General features: G+C 27.6%; 17 protein-coding genes and 3 tRNA genes. 7 read left to right on the top strand and 13 right to left on the bottom strand.

The features are described from left to right. Window positions 1-3 precede the first annotated feature (3 nt). Entirely contained in the window at window positions 4-1,701 is a 1,698-nt protein-coding gene (locus HNQ06_RS00540) for a PQQ-binding-like beta-propeller repeat protein (RefSeq protein ID WP_184106900.1), read from the top strand. A gap of 105 nt (window positions 1,702-1,806) precedes the next feature. Then, on the top strand, window positions 1,807-3,894 hold the full coding sequence (locus HNQ06_RS00535; protein ID WP_184106898.1) for a P83/100 family protein: 2,088 nt from the start codon (window positions 1,807-1,809) through the stop codon (window positions 3,892-3,894). An 84-nt stretch (window positions 3,895-3,978) separates the two neighbouring features. Here HNQ06_RS00535 and HNQ06_RS00530 read toward each other — a convergent pair. Both HNQ06_RS00530 and HNQ06_RS00525 read right to left on the bottom strand, forming a co-directional pair. Continuing rightward, window positions 3,979-4,051, bottom strand: a tRNA-Pro gene (locus HNQ06_RS00530). A 7-nt stretch (window positions 4,052-4,058) separates the two neighbouring features. Further along, window positions 4,059-4,132, bottom strand: a tRNA-Arg gene (locus HNQ06_RS00525). Window positions 4,133-4,234: 102 nt separating this feature from the next. On the opposite strand from HNQ06_RS00525, the gene HNQ06_RS00520 reads away from it, so the two are divergent. Then, entirely contained in the window at window positions 4,235-4,870 is a 636-nt protein-coding gene (locus HNQ06_RS00520) for an endonuclease III domain-containing protein (protein ID WP_184106896.1), read from the top strand. 8 nt (window positions 4,871-4,878) lie between these two features. Here HNQ06_RS00520 and HNQ06_RS00515 read toward each other — a convergent pair whose 3' ends face one another. From HNQ06_RS00515 to HNQ06_RS00505, 3 genes are read right to left on the bottom strand one after another with little or no spacing between them, the layout of a single operon-like run. Then, the gene (locus HNQ06_RS00515) at window positions 4,879-5,739 is read right to left on the bottom strand and encodes an ABC transporter permease subunit (RefSeq protein WP_184106894.1); all 861 of its coding nucleotides are present in this window, start codon (window positions 5,737-5,739) and stop codon (window positions 4,879-4,881) included. Next, window positions 5,739-6,719 (bottom strand): ABC transporter permease subunit, encoded by a 981-nt coding sequence (locus HNQ06_RS00510; RefSeq protein ID WP_184106892.1) that lies wholly within the window; start codon window positions 6,717-6,719, stop codon window positions 5,739-5,741. The genes HNQ06_RS00515 and HNQ06_RS00510 overlap by 1 nt, the downstream gene beginning before the upstream one ends. A gap of 6 nt (window positions 6,720-6,725) precedes the next feature. Further along, window positions 6,726-7,184, bottom strand: a complete 459-nt coding sequence (locus tag HNQ06_RS00505) for a septum formation initiator family protein (protein ID WP_184106890.1) — start codon at window positions 7,182-7,184, stop codon at window positions 6,726-6,728. Window positions 7,185-7,283: 99 nt separating this feature from the next. Here HNQ06_RS00505 and HNQ06_RS00500 point away from each other — a divergent pair, with 99 nt between their 5' ends. Next, entirely contained in the window at window positions 7,284-8,555 is a 1,272-nt protein-coding gene (locus HNQ06_RS00500) for a hypothetical protein (RefSeq protein ID WP_184106888.1), read from the top strand. A gap of 221 nt (window positions 8,556-8,776) precedes the next feature. Here HNQ06_RS00500 and HNQ06_RS00495 read toward each other — a convergent pair whose 3' ends face one another. The 6 genes from HNQ06_RS00495 to HNQ06_RS00470 form a co-directional block, all read right to left on the bottom strand. Next, window positions 8,777-9,790 (bottom strand): DUF4340 domain-containing protein, encoded by a 1,014-nt coding sequence (locus tag HNQ06_RS00495; protein ID WP_184106886.1) that lies wholly within the window; start codon window positions 9,788-9,790, stop codon window positions 8,777-8,779. A 16-nt stretch (window positions 9,791-9,806) separates the two neighbouring features. After that, window positions 9,807-11,315 (bottom strand): GldG family protein, encoded by a 1,509-nt coding sequence (locus HNQ06_RS00490; protein ID WP_184106885.1) that lies wholly within the window; start codon window positions 11,313-11,315, stop codon window positions 9,807-9,809. A 5-nt stretch (window positions 11,316-11,320) separates the two neighbouring features. Then, entirely contained in the window at window positions 11,321-12,055 is a 735-nt protein-coding gene (locus HNQ06_RS00485; protein ID WP_184106883.1) for an ABC transporter permease, read from the bottom strand. After that, window positions 12,052-12,981 carry an ABC transporter ATP-binding protein gene (locus tag HNQ06_RS00480; protein ID WP_184106881.1) on the bottom strand — a complete coding sequence of 310 codons (930 nt, stop codon included), beginning with the start codon at window positions 12,979-12,981 and terminating at the stop codon, window positions 12,052-12,054. The genes HNQ06_RS00485 and HNQ06_RS00480 overlap by 4 nt, the downstream gene beginning before the upstream one ends. 8 nt (window positions 12,982-12,989) lie before the next feature. Continuing rightward, window positions 12,990-13,949 (bottom strand): ribonuclease Z, encoded by a 960-nt coding sequence (locus HNQ06_RS00475; RefSeq protein WP_184106879.1) that lies wholly within the window; start codon window positions 13,947-13,949, stop codon window positions 12,990-12,992. A 191-nt stretch (window positions 13,950-14,140) separates the two neighbouring features. Beyond that, the gene (locus HNQ06_RS00470; protein ID WP_184106877.1) at window positions 14,141-15,208 is read right to left on the bottom strand and encodes an NAD(P)/FAD-dependent oxidoreductase; all 1,068 of its coding nucleotides are present in this window, start codon (window positions 15,206-15,208) and stop codon (window positions 14,141-14,143) included. Window positions 15,209-15,397: 189 nt separating this feature from the next. On the opposite strand from HNQ06_RS00470, the gene HNQ06_RS00465 reads away from it, so the two are divergent. From HNQ06_RS00465 to HNQ06_RS00455, 3 genes are all read left to right on the top strand, one after another. Further along, window positions 15,398-15,994 (top strand): ATP-dependent Clp protease proteolytic subunit, encoded by a 597-nt coding sequence (locus HNQ06_RS00465; protein ID WP_184106875.1) that lies wholly within the window; start codon window positions 15,398-15,400, stop codon window positions 15,992-15,994. Next, window positions 15,972-16,700: a hypothetical protein gene (locus HNQ06_RS00460; protein WP_246343345.1), complete on the top strand. Its 729-nt coding sequence runs from the start codon at window positions 15,972-15,974 to the stop codon at window positions 16,698-16,700. Before HNQ06_RS00465 ends, HNQ06_RS00460 begins: the two co-directional genes overlap by 23 nt. Before the next feature lie 67 nt (window positions 16,701-16,767). Further along, window positions 16,768-16,851: transfer RNA gene (locus HNQ06_RS00455), tRNA-Leu, on the top strand. Between the two features lie 12 nt (window positions 16,852-16,863). On the opposite strand, the gene HNQ06_RS00450 is transcribed toward HNQ06_RS00455, so the two are convergent. Continuing rightward, window positions 16,864-17,721, bottom strand: coding sequence for a DUF368 domain-containing protein (locus HNQ06_RS00450; protein WP_184106873.1), 858 nt, complete (start codon window positions 17,719-17,721; stop codon window positions 16,864-16,866). A gap of 39 nt (window positions 17,722-17,760) precedes the next feature. After that, the gene (locus HNQ06_RS00445) at window positions 17,761-18,090 is read right to left on the bottom strand and encodes a nucleoside triphosphate pyrophosphohydrolase family protein (protein ID WP_075552402.1); all 330 of its coding nucleotides are present in this window, start codon (window positions 18,088-18,090) and stop codon (window positions 17,761-17,763) included. Window positions 18,091-18,181: the final 91 nt, after the last annotated feature.

The following is an 18,181-nucleotide window of genomic DNA, read 5'->3' as shown; positions in this document are numbered from 1 at the left end:
ATTTTGAGAAGTCTACTTTTCATATTTGTGTTTTTAGCTTCTTTTTTAAGGCTTTATTCTGATATTAGTTTATATTTTCAAAAAGCATTAACTGGTAGAGTTGCAGGCAATCCAATTATTGATGAAAAGCGTGATACTATTACGGTTTTAACAAAAGATAGGTGGTTAACTACTTATACAATGTCATTTGAGAAGAAATATTCTTATAGACTAAATAGAATGCCATATCCTTTTCTTTTGAAAGATTTTGATAATGGGTATTATGTTATTACAGTTAGAAATGAAGTTCAAAAGATTAGAAGAGGAAAGCTTGTTTGGAAGTATAAGCTTGATTTTTCACCTTTGAGCTCTCCTGCCATAGGAAATGTTAACATCCTAATTCCTCTTGTTAATGAAAAGGTTGTTTCTATTGATTTAAATAGCGGTAAAAAAATGTTTGAGGTTGACATAGGTGGCAGGCCTGCTACTTCTCCTGTAGTTTTTGATAATGGTGATTTTTGTATTGCAAGTGAAAATGATGAAATAATTTTTTTTGATTCTTTGGGTAATAAGAAATGGTTTTCCAGGTTAGTTGCTTTTCCTTTTTTGTTAATGATAAATACAAAAAAAGAGATAGTTGTTGGGCATAAGTCAGGACATATTGTTGCTTATGGAAGAGATTTTGGGGAAGTTGTTGGCTCTATTAAGTTAGATTTTCCTATTAATTTTTTGTTTGAAAAGTTTAATGGTGAATATGTCGCAATTTCAAATGTTGGCATATTTTTTGATTTGAATAGAAACTTTAAGCTTAAATTCAAAAAAAAAATGAACTTTGAGATTGAGAAAGCTGTTCTTTATAATAATAGAAATCTTTTAATTTCAACCAAATCAAATGGAGTTTTGTCTTTCAAGGAAGATTTTGATATATCTTTTTCAGATGCTAAGCTTAAGGATTTGTCAGGACTTAGTGCTAATTCAGGTATTATTGTCTTAGGAGGAGGTGATTGGATTCTTAGTACTTATTATTACGAATACGATAAAGAGCTTGATGTTAGCGTTTGGAACCATTTTGGAGGTAATAAATATAATCAAGGCAGAATAGATTTAAAAGAAAAACGTTTTGTAGATTATGATAAAAATTATTTACTTCTTGAAGAGATCCTTAATTCCAATTATAGTGATGCTGCTTATAATAAATTTTTAGAGATTTTGGATTTTCTTGCAAATGAACATGGAAATTTTCCCACAAAATATTTAAATTTATATGAAAAAGCTTTTAATGTGTGGCTTTTGTCAGAAAAGAGGTTTGATAGAATTGCTTCAAGAGGCAAGCTTTATAGATATTTTGTATATGTTAATGATGAAGCTTCAATTAAGAGTTTTATTAATTTGGCAATTAGAGAGAGAGATATTAATAATATAATTGCCATAGTTCAAACTATTACTAAATTTGAAAGTTATTATGGGCAAGATTGTATTATATACAATTACATCCAAAATATAGTGTTAAATTATCAAGGTAATTTAGAAATAGCTTATTCTGTGATTTTAAATTTGAGAAATATAATTTTAAATTCAACAGCTGAACTTCTTAAACTTTGTAAGCATAAGTATATAAAGTTATTAATGTTTATGAGGCGGCAAAATTTTTCTGAAAATATTAACAAGTACATTAATGAAATTATTTCAAGCATTCAAGATATTTCAAGCACGCAAGATTGAATTAGCTGTTTTGCATATAAATCCGATTGTGTTAAAATTAGGTTTAAATTGGTGAATTTAGTTGGTAAGGTAGATTATAATTAAATTTATAGGAGAATTTCTTTTATGAAAAAAATGTTACTAATCTTTAGTTTTTTTCTTATTTTTTTGAATGGATTTCCTCTTAATGCAAGGGAAGTTGATAAGGAAAAATTAAAGGACTTTGTTAATATGGATCTTGAGTTTGTAAATTATAAAGGCCCTTATGATTCTACAAATACATATGAACAAATAGTGGGTATTGGGGAGTTTTTAGCAAGGCCGTTGACCAATTCCAATAGCAACTCAAGTTATTATGGTAAATATTTTATTAATAGATTTATTGATGATCAAGATAAAAAAGCAAGCGTTGATGTTTTTTCTATTGGCAGTAAGTCAGAGCTTGACAGTATATTCAACTTAAGAAAAATTCTTGCAGGGTATTTAATAAAGTCTTTCGATTATGATAGGTCTAGCGCAGAATTAATTGCCAAGGTTATTACAATATATAATGCTGTTTATAGAGGGGATTTGGATTATTATAAAGGGTTTTATATTGAGGCTGCATTGAAGTCTTTAACTAAAGAAAATGCAGGTCTTTCTAGGGTTTACAGTCAGTGGGCCGGAAAGACACAAATATTTATTCCTCTTAAAAAAGATATTCTGTCTGGAAATATTGAGTCTGACATTGATATTGACAGTTTGGTTACAGATAAGGTGGTAGCAGCTCTTTTAAGTGAAAATGAAGCGGGTGTTAACTTTGCAAGAGATATTACAGATATTCAAGGCGAAACTCATAAGGCAGATCAAGATAAAATTGACATTGAATTAGACAATATTCATGAAAGTGATTCCAATATAACAGAAACTATTGAAAATTTAAGGGATCAGCTTGAAAAAGCTACAGATGAAGAGCATAAAAAAGAGATTGAAAGTCAGGTTGATGCTAAAAAGAAACAAAAAGAAGAGCTAGATAAAAAGGCAATCAATCTTGATAAGGCTCAGCAAAAATTAGATTCTGCTGAAGATAATTTAGATGTTCAAAGAGATACTGTTAGGGAGAAAATTCAAGAGGATATTAACGAGATTAATAAGGAAAAGAATTTGCCAAAGCCTGGTGATGTAAGTTCTCCTAAAGTTGATAAGCAACTGCAAATAAAAGAGAGTATAGAAGATTTGCAGGAGCAGCTTAAAGAAACTGATGATGAAAATCAAAAAATAGAAATTGAAAAGCAAATTGAAATCAAAAAAAATGATGCAGAGCTTTTGAAAAGTAAAGATGATAAAGCATTAGATCTTGATCGAGAATTAAATTCTAAAGCTTCTAGCAAAGAAAAAAGTAAAGCAAAGGAAGAAGAAATAACCAAAGGTAAATCACGTGCAAACTTAGGCGATTTGAATAATGATAAAAATCTTATAATGTCAGAAGATCAAAAATTACCTGAAGATAAAAAATTAGATAGTAAAAAAGAATTTAAACCTGTTTCTGAGGTTGAGAAATTAGATAAGATTTCCAAATCTAATAGCAATGTTGGTGAATCGTCACCATTAGATAAGCCTTCTTATAACGACATTGATTCAAAAGAGAAGGTAGATAATAAAGATGCTAATTTGCAAAAGACTAAGCCTCAGGCTAAAAAAGACCAAGATACTTCTTTAGATAAAGATTTGACTACTATGTCTATAGATTCCAGTAGTCCTGTATTTTTAGAGGTTATTGATCCAATTACAAATTTAGGAACTCTTCAGCTTATTGATTTAAACACTGGTGTTAGGCTTAAAGAAAGCACTCAGCAAGGCATTCAGCGGTATGGAATTTATGAACGTGAAAAAGATTTGGTTGTTATTAAAATGGATTCAGGAAAAGCTAAGCTTCAGATACTTAATAAGCTTGAAAATTTAAAAGTGGTATCAGAGTCTAATTTTGAGATTAATAAAAATTCATCTCTTTATGTTGACTCCAAAATGATTTTAGTAGCTGTTAGAGATAAAGAGAGTAGTAATGATTGGAGATTGGCTAAATTTTCTCCTAAAAATTTAGATGAGTTTATTCTTTCAGAGAATAAAATTATGCCTTTTACTAGCTTTTCTGTGAGAAAAAATTTTATTTATTTGCAAGATGAGTTTAAAAGCTTAGTTATTTTAGATTTAAATACTTTAAAGAAAGTTAAATAACTTAACAGGTTGATTAAATTTCTGTAAATTTTTCAAAAACTAAAAAAGCTAAAAACAAAAGTTTTTAGCTTTTTTAACATTTTTTCGGGATGGTGGGATTCGAACTCACGATCCCCTGCTCCCAAAGCAGGTGCCTTAGCCACTAGGCCACATCCCGAATTAAGCGCACCAATTAGGACTCGAACCTAAAACCTACAGATTAGAAGTCTGTTGCTCTATCCAATTGAGCTATTGGTGCATTTTAAATTCTAATGATGAGTATATCATTTTGAAAAATCCTTGTCAATAAAGTCTAGATACCTTTACTTTGTATGTTTTTTATTTTTGTTTTGTGTTTATAATGTTTTATAATTTTTTTATGATTAATCTTGATTTGATTGTTGATGAGACTTTGTTTAGATATCCTGATGTTAAGCCTTTTTTAAATTATAAAAACAATTATGAACTTTTAATAATGGTGATTTTAAGTGCAAGAACAACAGATAATTTGGTGAATAAAATTTCTCCATACCTTTTTGAAAGGTACGAGAATTTTGAAAGTTTATCAAGGGCAAATGTGAGAGATGTTGAAAAATTAATTTATAAGACTGGTTTTTATTCAAGGAAAGCCAAAAATATTGTAAATTGCTCTATTGATATTTTGGAAAAATTTAATGGTGTTATTCCAAATAATATTTTTGATCTTGTTAAGCTACCCGGAGTAGGTCGAAAAACAGCAAACGTTATTCTTGGATCTGTTTACAATAAGCCTGCAATTATTGTAGATACTCACTTTAGTAGAGTTATTACAAGGCATGCTCTTTCTTTGGAAAATTCTCCTATTAAGATTGAGTTGGATCTAAAAAGAAGAATAAAGCCTTGTAAGCAATATAGATTTTCTATGGCTATCAATAAGCATGCAAGAGAAATTTGTACTTCTAGAAATGTAAGTTGTAATAATTGTTTTTTAGAAAAATTTGCTCCAAGAGTTTGTTAATTTTTTATTTAAGATGATATTAAATGTTTCATTTTTTTTCTTAGCTGAAAATTTATCATTGCTAGTATTATGTTTATGCCTATTAATATGAGTAAGGGATTGATCCATATCCATAGATATTTATTGCCCATTTGCATATAGTTGAGTAGTTCTCCAAGGCTGGGGTATAGATTTTTATCTTGTTTTTGTAAAAAGCTTACTACTTCAAAAGTAGTAAGGCTTCTTCCCATTTGTAATGGGATTATAGATGATATTGATGAGAATACTTCTGGAAAAATATGATGCAATATTATTCTAATTTTGCTTGCCCCCATAGCTTCACTAGCTTTAACATAATCTAAATTTTTTATTATTAATGTATTGTTTCTTGCAATAAAAGCAAATCTGATCCATCCATGAATCAATGCTAATAGTGTTGCTGCTTGAAGCATATTGTAAGTTTTTTGTTTTAGAAAATAATAAAAAACTAGAGACACAATGTAAAAAAAGGGCAACGTTTGCAATGTTTCGATTGGTTTTGAAATTAGCATGCAAATTTCAAAACTAAACATGCCAATTATTGTTCCAATGAAGATTCCAATTATTGCAGAAATTGTTGCATAACTTAGTGAAAGTAGAATAGAGTTTCTGGTTGCAATTATTAGTCTTGCCATAATATCTCTTCCCATTTTGTCGATTCCTAGTGGGTTGTCTTTTGTGGGTGGCATAGGCACATTTTTAATAGATTTTAAATAGACTTTATTTGGATCTTTTTTATAGATTGCAATTTTTGAATTTTCATTAACCAGTGATGGAGTAATAATTAACAATACAATAAATATATTGAATATTACGATATAAATTTTTTTTATTATTGTATTTGGTTTCATTAGTTTAGAGTGTCCTTATATGGGTTAATTTTGTAAATTAGTATGTCTGTTATTATATTTGGAATAAGCATAATGAAAACACCAATAAAAATTAAATCTTTAGAAATAGCATAATCGTTGAATTTCAAAGCATTTAAATATAATGCTCCAATTCCATCAATTTCAAACATTGATTCAATCATTGATGCTCCAAAAAAAGCAGTTGTAAGAATAGGCCGCATGTTTGTGAGCAGTGGTGTTATTGATGGAATTAATGCATGTTTTAAGATTATTTGTAATTTATTTATTCCTCTTGATTTTGCAGCTTTTATGTAAAATTCTGATAAAGTTTTGTCAATAGATTGTTTAAAAATTACGGAATTAAATATGAAGAATGAAAAAAAACATGCAAATCCACCTATTATTAAATTTTTAGGGTTTAAATTAAGGTAATATATTAAAGACAATATTAAAAATACTGTTAAGTTTCTTGGCATGGAGTGGAGTAATAGCATTAAATATTCTAGAATGTTATTTATTAGGTTGTTTTTTATGTAAATTTTCCAAATTATAATAAGGACTGTTGCTGCAATATAAGAGAGCAGGGCACCTGGAATTGATACTTTTAAAGTATTGAATATTTTTTGAAAAATTATTTTAGTAGTTGGCTTTCCTTTGCTCAGTGGAGAGTATCGATGATCACCCCACAGTATTCCTTCATTTTTTGTTTTGTATATTATATATGAGTTGCCAGCTATATGCTTTAAAAAGCAATCTTTTTTTAATTTTGATTTAGGGTTGAAGTCATGTATCAGGGTGTATCTTTCTATACTTTTATATACTCCAATGTATTGTAAGTAATTTTTTAAGACATTTGCTTTAACAAAAGGAGTATACTGTTGTTCATTTGAAAAAAAATCTACTAATGATACGCAAAAAAATGATGCACAAATTAAATTAATTAATAAATATATTGTATTTTTAAGAATAAATATTTTCAATAAAGACTAATCCTTAGAGCTGTTGGAAGCAAGTTTATTGCTTTTTGTAATTTTTTTGGTTTGGATAATGCAGCTTGATAAAAAATAATAAATTAAACTTATTGCTATTGATATAAGGTAAAAATTTTGATTCTTGGAAAGGGGTTTTTGTAAGGTTAATATTTGCCCTTGGTTATATTGATCTTTATTGTTGGTGATTTTTATTACTGTTGAGTTTTTTGGGTAGTAGCCCAATTTCTTTGCTTCTTTTAGAATTTCTGATTTAGATACTTGTAAGTTAATATATCTTGCTTTTAATTCTTTTTGAATTTCTTTTAGTTTTTCGATGTGATTTTTTATTAATGTTAAGTTGTTATCCAATTTTTGATAATTAACAAATCCTCTCTCTCCAAATATGGGAGCTATTATAAAGTAGCTTAGTATTCCTGAGTAAAAAGACATTGCAATTTTTTTATAAATAATCATACAGCTTGTAATTATATTCTTAATATACTATATTTACAAGTAGTTAAAGTTGGTTTAGATTTTATTTCTATTGAGTAGTTTTTGGAGAGCAAGTTTGGCATGAAGGAAAGTATTTTTTTTATCAAAGAAGGTCCCAAGGAAGTTAATTTTGATATTGAAAAGGTATTTTTAAAAAGTGAGTTTGTTGATATTGTTTCAACATCTCCAGATAATCTTAAAACTTTTCTAGATGAAAAGCTTTTAAAACTCGATAACATATTAAAAGAAAGGCATGGCGAGCTGATTAATTGTTTAAAGGGCGTTGAGCTTCGTGTTGAGAGAGTTGAAAAAGAAATGCTTGATAATAGTCTTAAGCTTGTTCAAAGGGATTTTATTTCTTATGATTCGAAGGATTTTGAAAAAAAGTCATCCGAGACGGATGATTCATTTTCCAAAAAAGAAGATAATTTGCCTAATATTTCTATTGGTCAAGAAGAATTAGATGCGCTTCTTGAAGGTATTAATTATTCCCCAAAAGAAAATGAAGAAGTTCAGAATGATGTTAAATTTAATAGAGATAAAGATTTAAATTTGACTAATAATTTGCATGTGGCTGATAATATTTCTAATAATATTCTTAGAAAAGAAGATATTAATGTTGGCAGTGATAATGTGTCTGGAAATATAGAGTTAGATAATAATAACGATCGCGGTGAAAAATTGGAAAGTTTTGTTATAGAGGCAGGTAAAAACTTAGACTCTGTTAATAAAAATTTGGATAATAGTTCTTCTTCGGGGTATAAGGTGAGTGGAGAAGATCCCCATTCTATTGCTAATTGTGATAACTTTGGAAAATTGGAGAGCTTCATAGATAATAAACAACGTTTAGATTTGATTGATGAGAATGAAAACATTGAGGAGCATGAGAATGGTGGCAATTGTGCTATTCTTAAAAGCTCTGGTGAACGTTTTGAGCTAAAAGAATTTGATGATTTTGAAAATATTTTAAAAAAGGACCTAGATTCTAAAGTTGTCGAGAGCTCTTTTTCTAATGATGAAGAGAAAGATTTGCATAATAATTTGAGAGATGAAGCAGATCAAGACCAAAGCAATGATGTTGCTAATTATGAAAAGCCCGGCTCTCAAAATATAACTAATGATCCTTCTTTTTCTAATTTAAATTTTAATGATGTTGAAAAGGTTGTGAGCAAATTTAATGCTGAAGAATCTTTAAGCAATGTTGTGCTAAATAGCGATGAAAAAGCCATATTAATAAATTTTATTGACAGGGTAGAAAGTGAGCTTGAGTTAAATCCTAATAGAAATATTTTTAAAATTAAACAAGAGTATGAAGTTTTAAAAAAAGTTAAATTTTTACTTACTAAAGGTTAAAAATCCATTCGTTTAAATTCTATTTTTTATAAAAACTCTTAAATTAATTTTTGATAACTGAGCGGTTTTTTTATTTGGTATTAATTTTAATTTAAAAGATATTATCAGTAAAGCCAGACAACATCTTATCTTTTGATAAAATGTTGTCTTTGCTATGGTTACATTTTGATTATATTTATTTTTATATGTTTTTCTTTTTCTGCTTTTTATGTATAGCAAGATTAATCTGCATTGTTGTGATGTTCATGATTATCTTCTTGATTATCATTGCTAGAAATATTATCTTTTTCTATTAATTTTTTTTCTAAGTTAAATACATCAAAAAAAGTCCATTTGCTAGTCATATAGTAATATTCATCTTTATCTTTTTTGATTAATATGTCTTTGTCATTTTCTTCGTTTTTATTAAAATAAACTTCAATATTATTGACACTTTTATTGTTCCATTTAACTTCAATCTTGTATTGAAGCTTATAGTCGTCTATTTTAGATTTATCAATTTCAAGTCCATCGGCTTTAAATTCAGCAATAATATTTAAAGGCCTTTCCTTTGTCATTTTTTGGTTATTTAAAAAATAAAGGCCATCTTTAGTAGTAATCTCATAGTTATTATTTATATTATTTTCATTTTCTTTGTTTAATTTTCTTATTATTTTGAATGATAAATTTTCTAATTTTGTGTTTTTTTCTTGGAACAATGTAGTATCTGAAAATGTATTATAAGAATTTCCTTTATATGATAAGAAAATATTTTTTGTTAAGTAAACATTTTCGTCACTGCCTTTAATGTATGCCAGTCTTGAATCGCCTTCTCCTGATTTTCCAACAAAAATTTCTGTTAACAGCTTGTTATTATTGTCAAATAATTTGAAGCTTGGGTTTTCTCCAATTCCCAGTTCTTTGTGTTTTTTTTGATCCCTACTTACAAGTTTATTTTTTTGAAGCTCGTCTAATGCTTTGATTAGAGAGTTGACTTTTTTATTGTCGACAGGAATATTTTGTTTATTATATGTTAGCATCCAATCTTTGCCAAGTTTTGTTAGCGTTCCTTCAAGCTCTGTTTCAATTTTAGAAATTAAATTCAAGTCAAAATCAAAAAATTTTTCTTCCAGGATCCTTGCTACTTTATTTTCATTTGAAAAAATTATTCCCAATAAGAATGTAGATGTTAACACTATTATTATCAATATTTTTATTTTTTCTTTATTGATTGAGAATATTTTTGGTTTTGTCATAAACACTCCTTTATTCTTAATTTGCTTTTCTTTTTCTAGTAAATCTAACAAGTCCAAATATTAATATTATTGTTGGAAGAATAATTAAGTTAACAATTATTAATGAAAACTTTGCATTGACCATTTCGTTTGAAGAGCTTGCAAATTTTAATTTAGCTCGTACTTCTCTGGACTTAATATTAAAAAATTCTTCCTTTTGCATTAAATAATCCGAAATTCTTCCTGATAGTTCAAAGTTTGATGGGGAACCGTTGTACATATAATCACTAAATATCATGCTTGATCCTGTTAGGATTATTTTAGAATTTTTGGAATATTGATCTTTATAAGGACTTTTAATTTTTCCTTCAATTGCATATCCTAGTATTTTAACTTTATTCTCTTCAAATTTATTTGGAACTTCAAATGCATTCAAAGATATGTTTGAAAGATTAGGTTCTTTAACTTGCCATGATTGTTTAGAACTTGCAAATAGAGGTAAAAATTTTACTTCCGCTTCATCTTTTTTTATAAGTTCTAATGAGCTGCTCCAAGGAATTGTAGCAGTATAAAAATTTTTAAGTAATGGCATGTCTTCTTTTACAATATTGCTTTTGTCTATCAAGATCCATGGATAGTAAGTTTGGAAATTGCCACCCAAAAAGATTGTAGGCGCTCTTTTATCAAGAATAATATTGTCGTTGTATTTTATGCCATAACTTTCAAATAGATTAAATAGGCTAGATTTAATAGGAGTTATGCCATATGGATTTTGAGGATTGTAATCAATTGCACTTGTTGCAACAAATATTTTTCCATCATTAACAATAAAATCGTCAATTTTTTTTGCAATTTCTTCATCAATTTCTTTAGCACCAATAATGAATAATCCATTTATATCTTTTCTAATGTCTTCTAATTTTTCAGTTTTTAAATCTATTTCTTTTATTTCAATTCCAAATGCTTTTTTCATTATTTCGGAAAAGTTTTTGTGTGCTTCTTTTAAAGTGCTGTCTCCAAAAGCAAGTCCTAAAACTTTTTTTGTATTGTTTATTAGCTTGTCAAGTCCATTTGCAAGGTCATATTCTAAATTACTGATTTCTGTTACAACCGGTATTACTTCTCTTTTGCCCTCGTAAATAATTTCAATTCCTGAGTATATTTTGAGTATTGAGAGCTGATTAATGTCTCTTAGGTCGATTTGCTGAGAAGGGATACCAATGTGCTCTAATGGTGTTGAAATTTTATCAGCGTCAATTTCTTTGTAAATTACCTTGCCTTTTGAAGCATCAGAAAAACTTATTAAAAAATTTTTTATTTGGTTTGGAAAAGCAAAATAGTTTTCAAGACTTCCTGAATTGTAGTATGTTATATATATTGTTTCATTTGCACTTGAGAACAAATTTTTTGTAACTTTAGATATTGTAAAAGCTTTGTGTTTTGTAAAGTCTATTTTAAAAATGAAAATAGATATATTACAAAAAATCAAAAAGATTATTGTAAGGTTCAAAGTTAGGTTTAAAACTTCATTTTCTTTATTTTTCATAAAATTTATCTCCATTTTTTTAGTGTTATACTGTGTGTGCTTAGCATTAGAAATGTGATTGTGAATGTAATAAAATAAATAAAGTCTGATAAGTTTAATATGCCCATATTAAAATAGCTAAAGTGATTAGTTATTGAAACAAAATTAAGCATTTCTCCTATTATATTTTCTTTTCCAAAGATCATAACCAATTTCCCAGAAAATAGTATTAATATTAGTGTAAATACGGTTAGAATGTAAGAGACTATTTGACTTTTTGTGATAGAGGATATAAATGTTCCCATGCTTAGCACGGAAAGAGAATAAAGAATTATTCCTAGATATTGAAGCAAGATTATCCCAAGATCAAATTCGCCCATGAAAATTGTCATTATTGTAAGAGGTAGGGTAAGTGAGAATAATATTAAGGTAAATATTTTAAGCGTAATAAATTTGCCCAAGACTATCTCTTGAGGACTTAGCGGTAGAGCATAAAGAAGTTCAATGCTTCCTGTTTTGTGTTCTTCTGAGAATACTCCCATGCTAAGTGCTGGCAGCACTAACATTAAAATAATAGGCATTGAAGAGAAATAAGAGGTAAGAGATGCATTGTCTTTAATAAAAAATCCTGATAAAAAAATAAATGAAAAGTTTATGAATATTAAAAAAAATAGCATCACAACGTATGCAGTTGGAGTTCCAAATAATATTTTTAGTTCTTTTTTAGAAAGCGATAAAGATTGTTTTAAATCTATTTTCATTTTTCTCTCTCCTTGGTTAATTTGCTAAATATCTTTTCAAGGCTTTCATGTTTTGGGATCATTGCTTTTAATATTATATTATTTTTTACTATGTAGCTAAAGAGATCTTCTTCTGTTTTGCCTTGAGATAGTTTTAATGAAATATTTAAGTCTTTTTCGTGTTCTTCAAGCTGTATTAATGTGAAAATATCATTTTTGCTATTGAAAAATTTTTTTTCATTTTCAGATTTTTTTAAAGCTATTAATTCTATTTCAATTTCTTTAAGTTTGTTTTTAATGATATTTTCTTTTGTGTCGTCAGCAACAATTATTCCGTTGTTGACAATAATTATTCTTTTGCAAATAGATTCTACTTCGCTTAATATGTGTGAAGAGAATAATATTGTACTTTCTTTTGCAAGTTCTCTTAAGAATTCTTTAAATTCAATTATTTGATTTGGATCAAGACCATTTGTTGGCTCATCGAGTATTACAAGTTTAGGATTGTTTATTAAAGCGCCAGCTATTCCTACTCTTTGTCTAAATCCTTTTGAAAGTTGAGAAATCAGCTTATCTTCAACTTCTTTTAATTTGAATATGCTTATCACTCTATCAATTTCTTTTTTTAAGTTTTTAACACCTTTTATTTCTGATATAAACTTTAAATATTCCTTAACAGAAAGCTCTGGATAAAGAGCTAATTTTTCAGGAACATATCCTATTTGTTGTAGTATTTCTTTTGAATGCTCTACGATGTCTTTTCCAAAAATTTTTACATTACCTTTGCTTGGATAATGAAATGATGTTAATATTTTAATTAATGTGGACTTTCCGGCTCCGTTTGGGCCAAGTATACCAAGCACTTCGCCTTCTTCAACCTTAAAGCTAACATTAAATAGTGCTGTGAATGGCCCATACATTTTAGTAACTTTTTCTACATTTATCATATACCCTCCTACTTAATAATAAAGTTATTTTTGTTTGCTTCAAGTCTCATTCCATCTCTTGTTAAAAAAATTTCTCCGTCGGGATATTCCAATTTTGCCTCCTTTAGTAAGTTTTCAAGATCTTTTCTTAATGTATATCTTTCGCTAAAATGAATAAGCCCTGTTTGTAAAACTTTTGCCTGCTTGACAATATTTGCAGCTCCACCAGCTGTTAAGTGAAGTTTTTTATCTGCTTCTTTTTTTAGCTCATTTTTAAATGTGCTCTCAATTATTACAAGGTTAAAATTTTTGATTTGCTGTATGAGTTCTTTAAAATAACCAGTATCTGTAATATATGCAACTTTTAATCCTTTTTTAGATTTTCCAAGTATTTCTGACGGCTTTATAATTTTTCCGTTTACCAATATTTCTTTTCCATCTTGTAGGGCTTTTCTAATAGGCCCTTTAGGAATATTTAACTCTTCTGCTTTTTCTGTATTGAATTTGCCAGGTTTATCTTTTTCTATGAATAAATATCCAACACATTCTATTGAATGTTTTAGCTTGGTGTATTCAATTTTTTTTGTTTTATCTTCATATATTATTTTTTCGGTTTTATCTATGATTATTTCTTTATAAATTATTTCATAGTTTTTATATATTTTAAGCATATCTATATTAGTTTTTGTATAGTTTTTTATTCCAACAGGTCCAGCGATTATTAATGGGTCTTTTCTTGTTTCTCCACTTTGTGACATTAGCATCACTATCCCGAGTAGCCCCGTGATATGATCAGCATGCAAGTGAGTAATACAAATCATTTTTATCTTTTGCCAAGATATTTTTTGTTTTCTTAAAGACATTTGAGTTCCTTCTCCACAATCGAATAAAAAATTGTCTCCATTGTATTCGATTAGTACGGACGACAAATATCTATTATGGAGCGGTCTTGTTCCTCCAGTTCCTATAATGTTAATATTGAATCCCAAAGATTATTCTCCTGGTTTGTTCTGAAAGTATTAATTAATTTTAATTGCTTTGTTAAATCTTGCTTCACTTTCTAGTTTCTCTTTGGATAAGAATTATTTTAGCTTAACTTAAACATTATATTATTTTTTCCTTAATTTAGAAATATTAAGAGATAAAATTGCTTGTCAGCACGGATTTAAAAATTTTGATTTTAAGAATGATCCAAAATATTATAATATTTTTCATATCTTTTAATATTATAATGATTTGGAATTTTGTCGATTTTTTCAATATTATTAACCAATAAATTGGACAAGTATGGCGCCATCGATATACCCCTTGTTCCAAAACCATTTAATATGAAGATATTTTTATACTTAGGGTGTTCTCCCAAGAAAGGCTCTCTGTCAAGCGTTGAAGGTCTTATGTGTGCTTTTTGACCAATGACTTTGCATTTTAGATTTGTTATTTTTTTCAATTTTCCCAATAATTCTAATTTTGCCCATTCGTTTGTAAGTGTATTCCAAGTGTTCCATTCATAAGTGCCTCCAAGGTAAAATGTATTGCCTTTTAAGTGAATTAAAGATACGTGTCTATTGTAAACTTCTTTAAAATTTAATTTTTTGCATTCTAATATAATGATTTCGCCTTTTGCAGGCTCAAATGGGAGATAAGAAAAAAAACCTTTGAGTTTTTCTTTATATCCTTTTGCAAATATTAATTTTTCAAATTTGAAATCTTCTATTTTAAAAAAACTTTCTCCAAGTTTAATTTTATTTTCGTCTATATTTTTGTTTATATATGATTTTTTTTTGATTAAATATTTTTTAATATTTTTTATATAGATTTTTGTATCAATCCTGGCGCCTTTTATTGTCATTCCGCCGTTAGAGTCGTTTGAGAAATTGTAAATTTTTCCATCTTGTATTTTTAAAATAAAGTTTTTAATGTTTTTATCATTTTCAAGTTTATCAATCAGTTCATTTTTTTGATTTTTAGTAGTAAAGGGTCTAAAGATATTTTTTTCTATAAAAAAGTTGGATTTAATGTTTTTTTCAATTTCTTGATAGTAGTTTTTTGTAAACTCAAAAATATGCGATTCTTTCCAGGCAATGTTCATTTTTCTGCCCATAATAGGATTAATAAGTCCGCCTGCTACTATTGTTGCTTTTGTATCTTCATCATCAAAAAGAATTACTTTTTTATTTCTTTTAAGCAGTTCGTAAGTAACAGTGCTTCCTGCTATTCCTCCTCCAATAACCGCAAATTCATAGTTCACTATAAGCTCCTTTTTAAATTTTACTTATTTATAAATTTAGAGTATTTTTTGACTTTAATTAAAGATCCGTTAGTCTTTTGCTTTTCAGAAATTAAGTGCAATTGTTTAGTTTTTATGCTTTTTTATCATTTAAAAACCTTTTATTTTCAATTATAATATATCATTATGTTTTTGTATAAGGGATGTTTTATGACCGGGAAAGAAGATAATGATACTTGTATTTCGCATGATAAATCATTGAAATTGGTTTTAAAGAGTAGATCAATAGTTGTTGCTGGTGAGATTACCAAGGATGTTTCTAGGCTTTTTCAAGAAAAAATATTATTGTTAGAAGCTTTAGATTTTAAAAAGCCTATATTTGTATACATTGATTCAGAAGGGGGAGATATTGATGCCGGGTTTGCTATTTTTAATATGATTCGTTTTGTTAAGCCTAAAGTTTTTACAGTTGGAGTAGGACTTGTTGCTAGTGCTGCTGCTTTAATTTTTTTGGCTGCAAAATTAGAAAATAGATTTTCACTACCTTTTGCTAGGTATTTATTGCATCAACCCTTGAGTGGATTTAAAGGAGTTGCTACAGATATTGAGATTTACACTAATGAGTTAAATAAAGTCAAAAAAGAACTTAATAATATTATTTCAAAAGAAACAGGTCAAAAAATTTCTAAAATAGAAAAGGATACTGATAGAGATTTTTGGTTAGACAGTGGTGCTGCAAAAAAGTATGGACTTGTATTTGAAGTTGTTGAGACAAAATGTCAACTTGAAAAGTTTATTTCTGCTTAGTGTTTTATTTTTTTCCTGCAATTTTGTAGATACAGATTTTAGCGTTTTAGAGCTTAAGGTTGCAAATTTTAATTTAAATGATAATTCTTCTCAAGGGTTACTCGATTCTGCTTATAATATTCTAAATCAAAGTTTTGATTTAATAATTATTAAGAACCTTGAGAATAAAAATGTACTTGATTTAATTAATAATAGAGTTTTATTTGGAACTTTTAAGAATGCTTATTTTATTGATCAAGAGAATGAACTTTCTGTTAGTATTCTTTCTAAGCGCCGAATAAATATTAAAGTTTTAAGCGTAATGCGAGATTCTTGCGATGTAAAATTAGGATTGCTTGTAGATTTCAAATTTAAGGGTAATCACTATGGGATTGTTATTTATAATTTAAGCAATGATTTTATTAAAAATCCTGCTAGTTTGCAAATTAGTGAGCAAATTTTATATTTAAAAGCCCAAATAGATAAATTAATGTTTATTTTAGATGGATCTGAATTTGTTATTTTTGACTTATTAATCAAAAATGGATTTTTTAGCTTAATAAATGATTCAGATAATATTTCAATGTTGGCAAATAAAATTGATTTTAGAGTTTTTTCTAATTTTTTTGCTAGGGTTTCTTTAAATTCATTTATGTTTGTAATTGCAGATTATTTGCATAGCAATTATTTTATTGAGAATTTTCCTCAAAAAATAGTTATCAATTGAGTTTTTATATTTATTTTCTTATTTAACTTGACATTGCAATATATTATTATTTATTATATTATTCTATGCCGAAGTGGTGGAATTGGTAGACACACAGGACTTAAAATCCTGAGGAGGAAGCTCCGTACCGGTTCAAGTCCGGTCTTCGGTATTTTTAAATTTTTTATTTATATTTCTCAGCCAATTTTTTGTTTATAAAGATTCCCAGTATGAATGATGCTCCTAAAGATGTAAAAGATGTAAAGCTGATTTTAAGGTTCAATTTTAATACAATTAATATCATTTGTAGAATTGATCCAAAAATTAAGCCTTTTGATAAATAAATAAAATTATTTAAGTGATTATCTATTATTTTTTTTATTATTAATATTGATGTAACTATTCCTATTGTTGCAGCTGTTGCAAATATTGTAATAAGAGTAATGTTAAATTCAGACACAATAAGTATTATTTCTTTATAAAAGCCAAATAGCAAAAGCATTGCGGATCCTGAGATCCCTGGTAAGATCATTGATGCTCCGCTTATTATTCCAGAGGATATCAATAATAAGTAATATTTTATTGAGTTTTTGTCTTTGGGTATTGTACTTTGCAATTGTATATTAGATTCTTTGATTATTAAGAAAAGTACAATAATGGTCATGCCAATAAAAAACAATAAAGTATTTAATATTTTTGTATTACTATTTATTTCTTTTATAGATATTTCTGTTTTTAGTGTTAGTATATTCCCAAATGTTAATCCTATGAAAAATACTATTAGTAGTGCTTCTATTATTCCATTGTCAAAAGCATAAGCTTTAAATATTTTTGCAGTTAATAATATTGAGGTTAACATTCCTGTTGCCAAAATAGTTAAAAACATTAAATTTTTTTTAATTTCTGTGAGCTTTAAGATTTCTGAGATAGAGTCTATTATTTTGTAATAAATTTTTAATATTAAAGCTAGCGTTCCCCCAGAAATCCCTGGGATTATGTTTGCAATTCCAAGTAAAATTCCCTTGAGATAAATATTAAGCATTTTTATTTTTAGACGTTAAGTATTTTCAATTTAGATGCCCTATCTGTCATCACCTTCGCCATTTATTGTTCCATTTTCATGTCGCTTTTGTATTTTTTTTAGGTTTGTAAGGGCAACATCTTCAAGCGTAATGCCTAAATTGTTACTTAAACTTGATAAGTACCATAATACGTCCCCAAGTTCTTTTTTAATTGATATTAAATACTCATCATCAATAATGTAATTTTTGTCTCTTCCCAATTTTTTTATTTTTTCAACAACTTCTCCAGTTTCGCCAGCAAGGCCAAGTGTTGTTAAAATTAATTCTTCTTTTTTATTTTTGTATTTAGCAGTTTTTTTTGCTCTTTCTTGGTATTCGTTTAGCTCCATGTTGAGAGACAGTTTAATACAGTTTGTTATTATTTGCAAGTCCAAACAGGATTTATTTTTTTTATGTTTTTTATTATATTTGACTAATTAA

It is taken from the genome of Borreliella lanei (genome assembly GCF_014205895.1).
GTDB classification, from domain to species: Bacteria; Spirochaetota; Spirochaetia; order Borreliales; family Borreliaceae; genus Borreliella; species Borreliella lanei.
The sequence above is the reverse complement of the archived record's forward strand: the minus strand, read 5'-3'. Positions and strand labels throughout refer to the sequence as shown.

Bases quoted from the DNA above. Each gene is read 5' to 3' on its own strand.
- HNQ06_RS00535 (WP_184106898.1), top strand. From the start codon at position 1,807: ATGAAAAAAATGTTACTAATCTTTAGTTTTTTTCTTATTTTTTTGAAT.
- HNQ06_RS00520 (WP_184106896.1), top strand. From the start codon at position 4,235: ATGTTTTATAATTTTTTTATGATTAATCTTGATTTGATTGTTGATGAG.
- HNQ06_RS00515 (WP_184106894.1), bottom strand. From the start codon at position 5,739: ATGAAACCAAATACAATAATAAAAAAAATTTATATCGTAATATTCAAT.
- HNQ06_RS00505 (WP_184106890.1), bottom strand. From the start codon at position 7,184: ATGATTATTTATAAAAAAATTGCAATGTCTTTTTACTCAGGAATACTA.
- HNQ06_RS00500 (WP_184106888.1), top strand. From the start codon at position 7,284: ATGAAGGAAAGTATTTTTTTTATCAAAGAAGGTCCCAAGGAAGTTAAT.
- HNQ06_RS00495 (WP_184106886.1), bottom strand. From the start codon at position 9,790: ATGACAAAACCAAAAATATTCTCAATCAATAAAGAAAAAATAAAAATA.
- HNQ06_RS00490 (WP_184106885.1), bottom strand. From the start codon at position 11,315: ATGAAAAATAAAGAAAATGAAGTTTTAAACCTAACTTTGAACCTTACA.
- HNQ06_RS00485 (WP_184106883.1), bottom strand. From the start codon at position 12,055: ATGAAAATAGATTTAAAACAATCTTTATCGCTTTCTAAAAAAGAACTA.
- HNQ06_RS00480 (WP_184106881.1), bottom strand. From the start codon at position 12,981: ATGATAAATGTAGAAAAAGTTACTAAAATGTATGGGCCATTCACAGCA.
- HNQ06_RS00465 (WP_184106875.1), top strand. From the start codon at position 15,398: ATGACCGGGAAAGAAGATAATGATACTTGTATTTCGCATGATAAATCA.
- HNQ06_RS00450 (WP_184106873.1), bottom strand. From the start codon at position 17,721: ATGCTTAATATTTATCTCAAGGGAATTTTACTTGGAATTGCAAACATA.
- HNQ06_RS00445 (WP_075552402.1), bottom strand. From the start codon at position 18,090: ATGGAGCTAAACGAATACCAAGAAAGAGCAAAAAAAACTGCTAAATAC.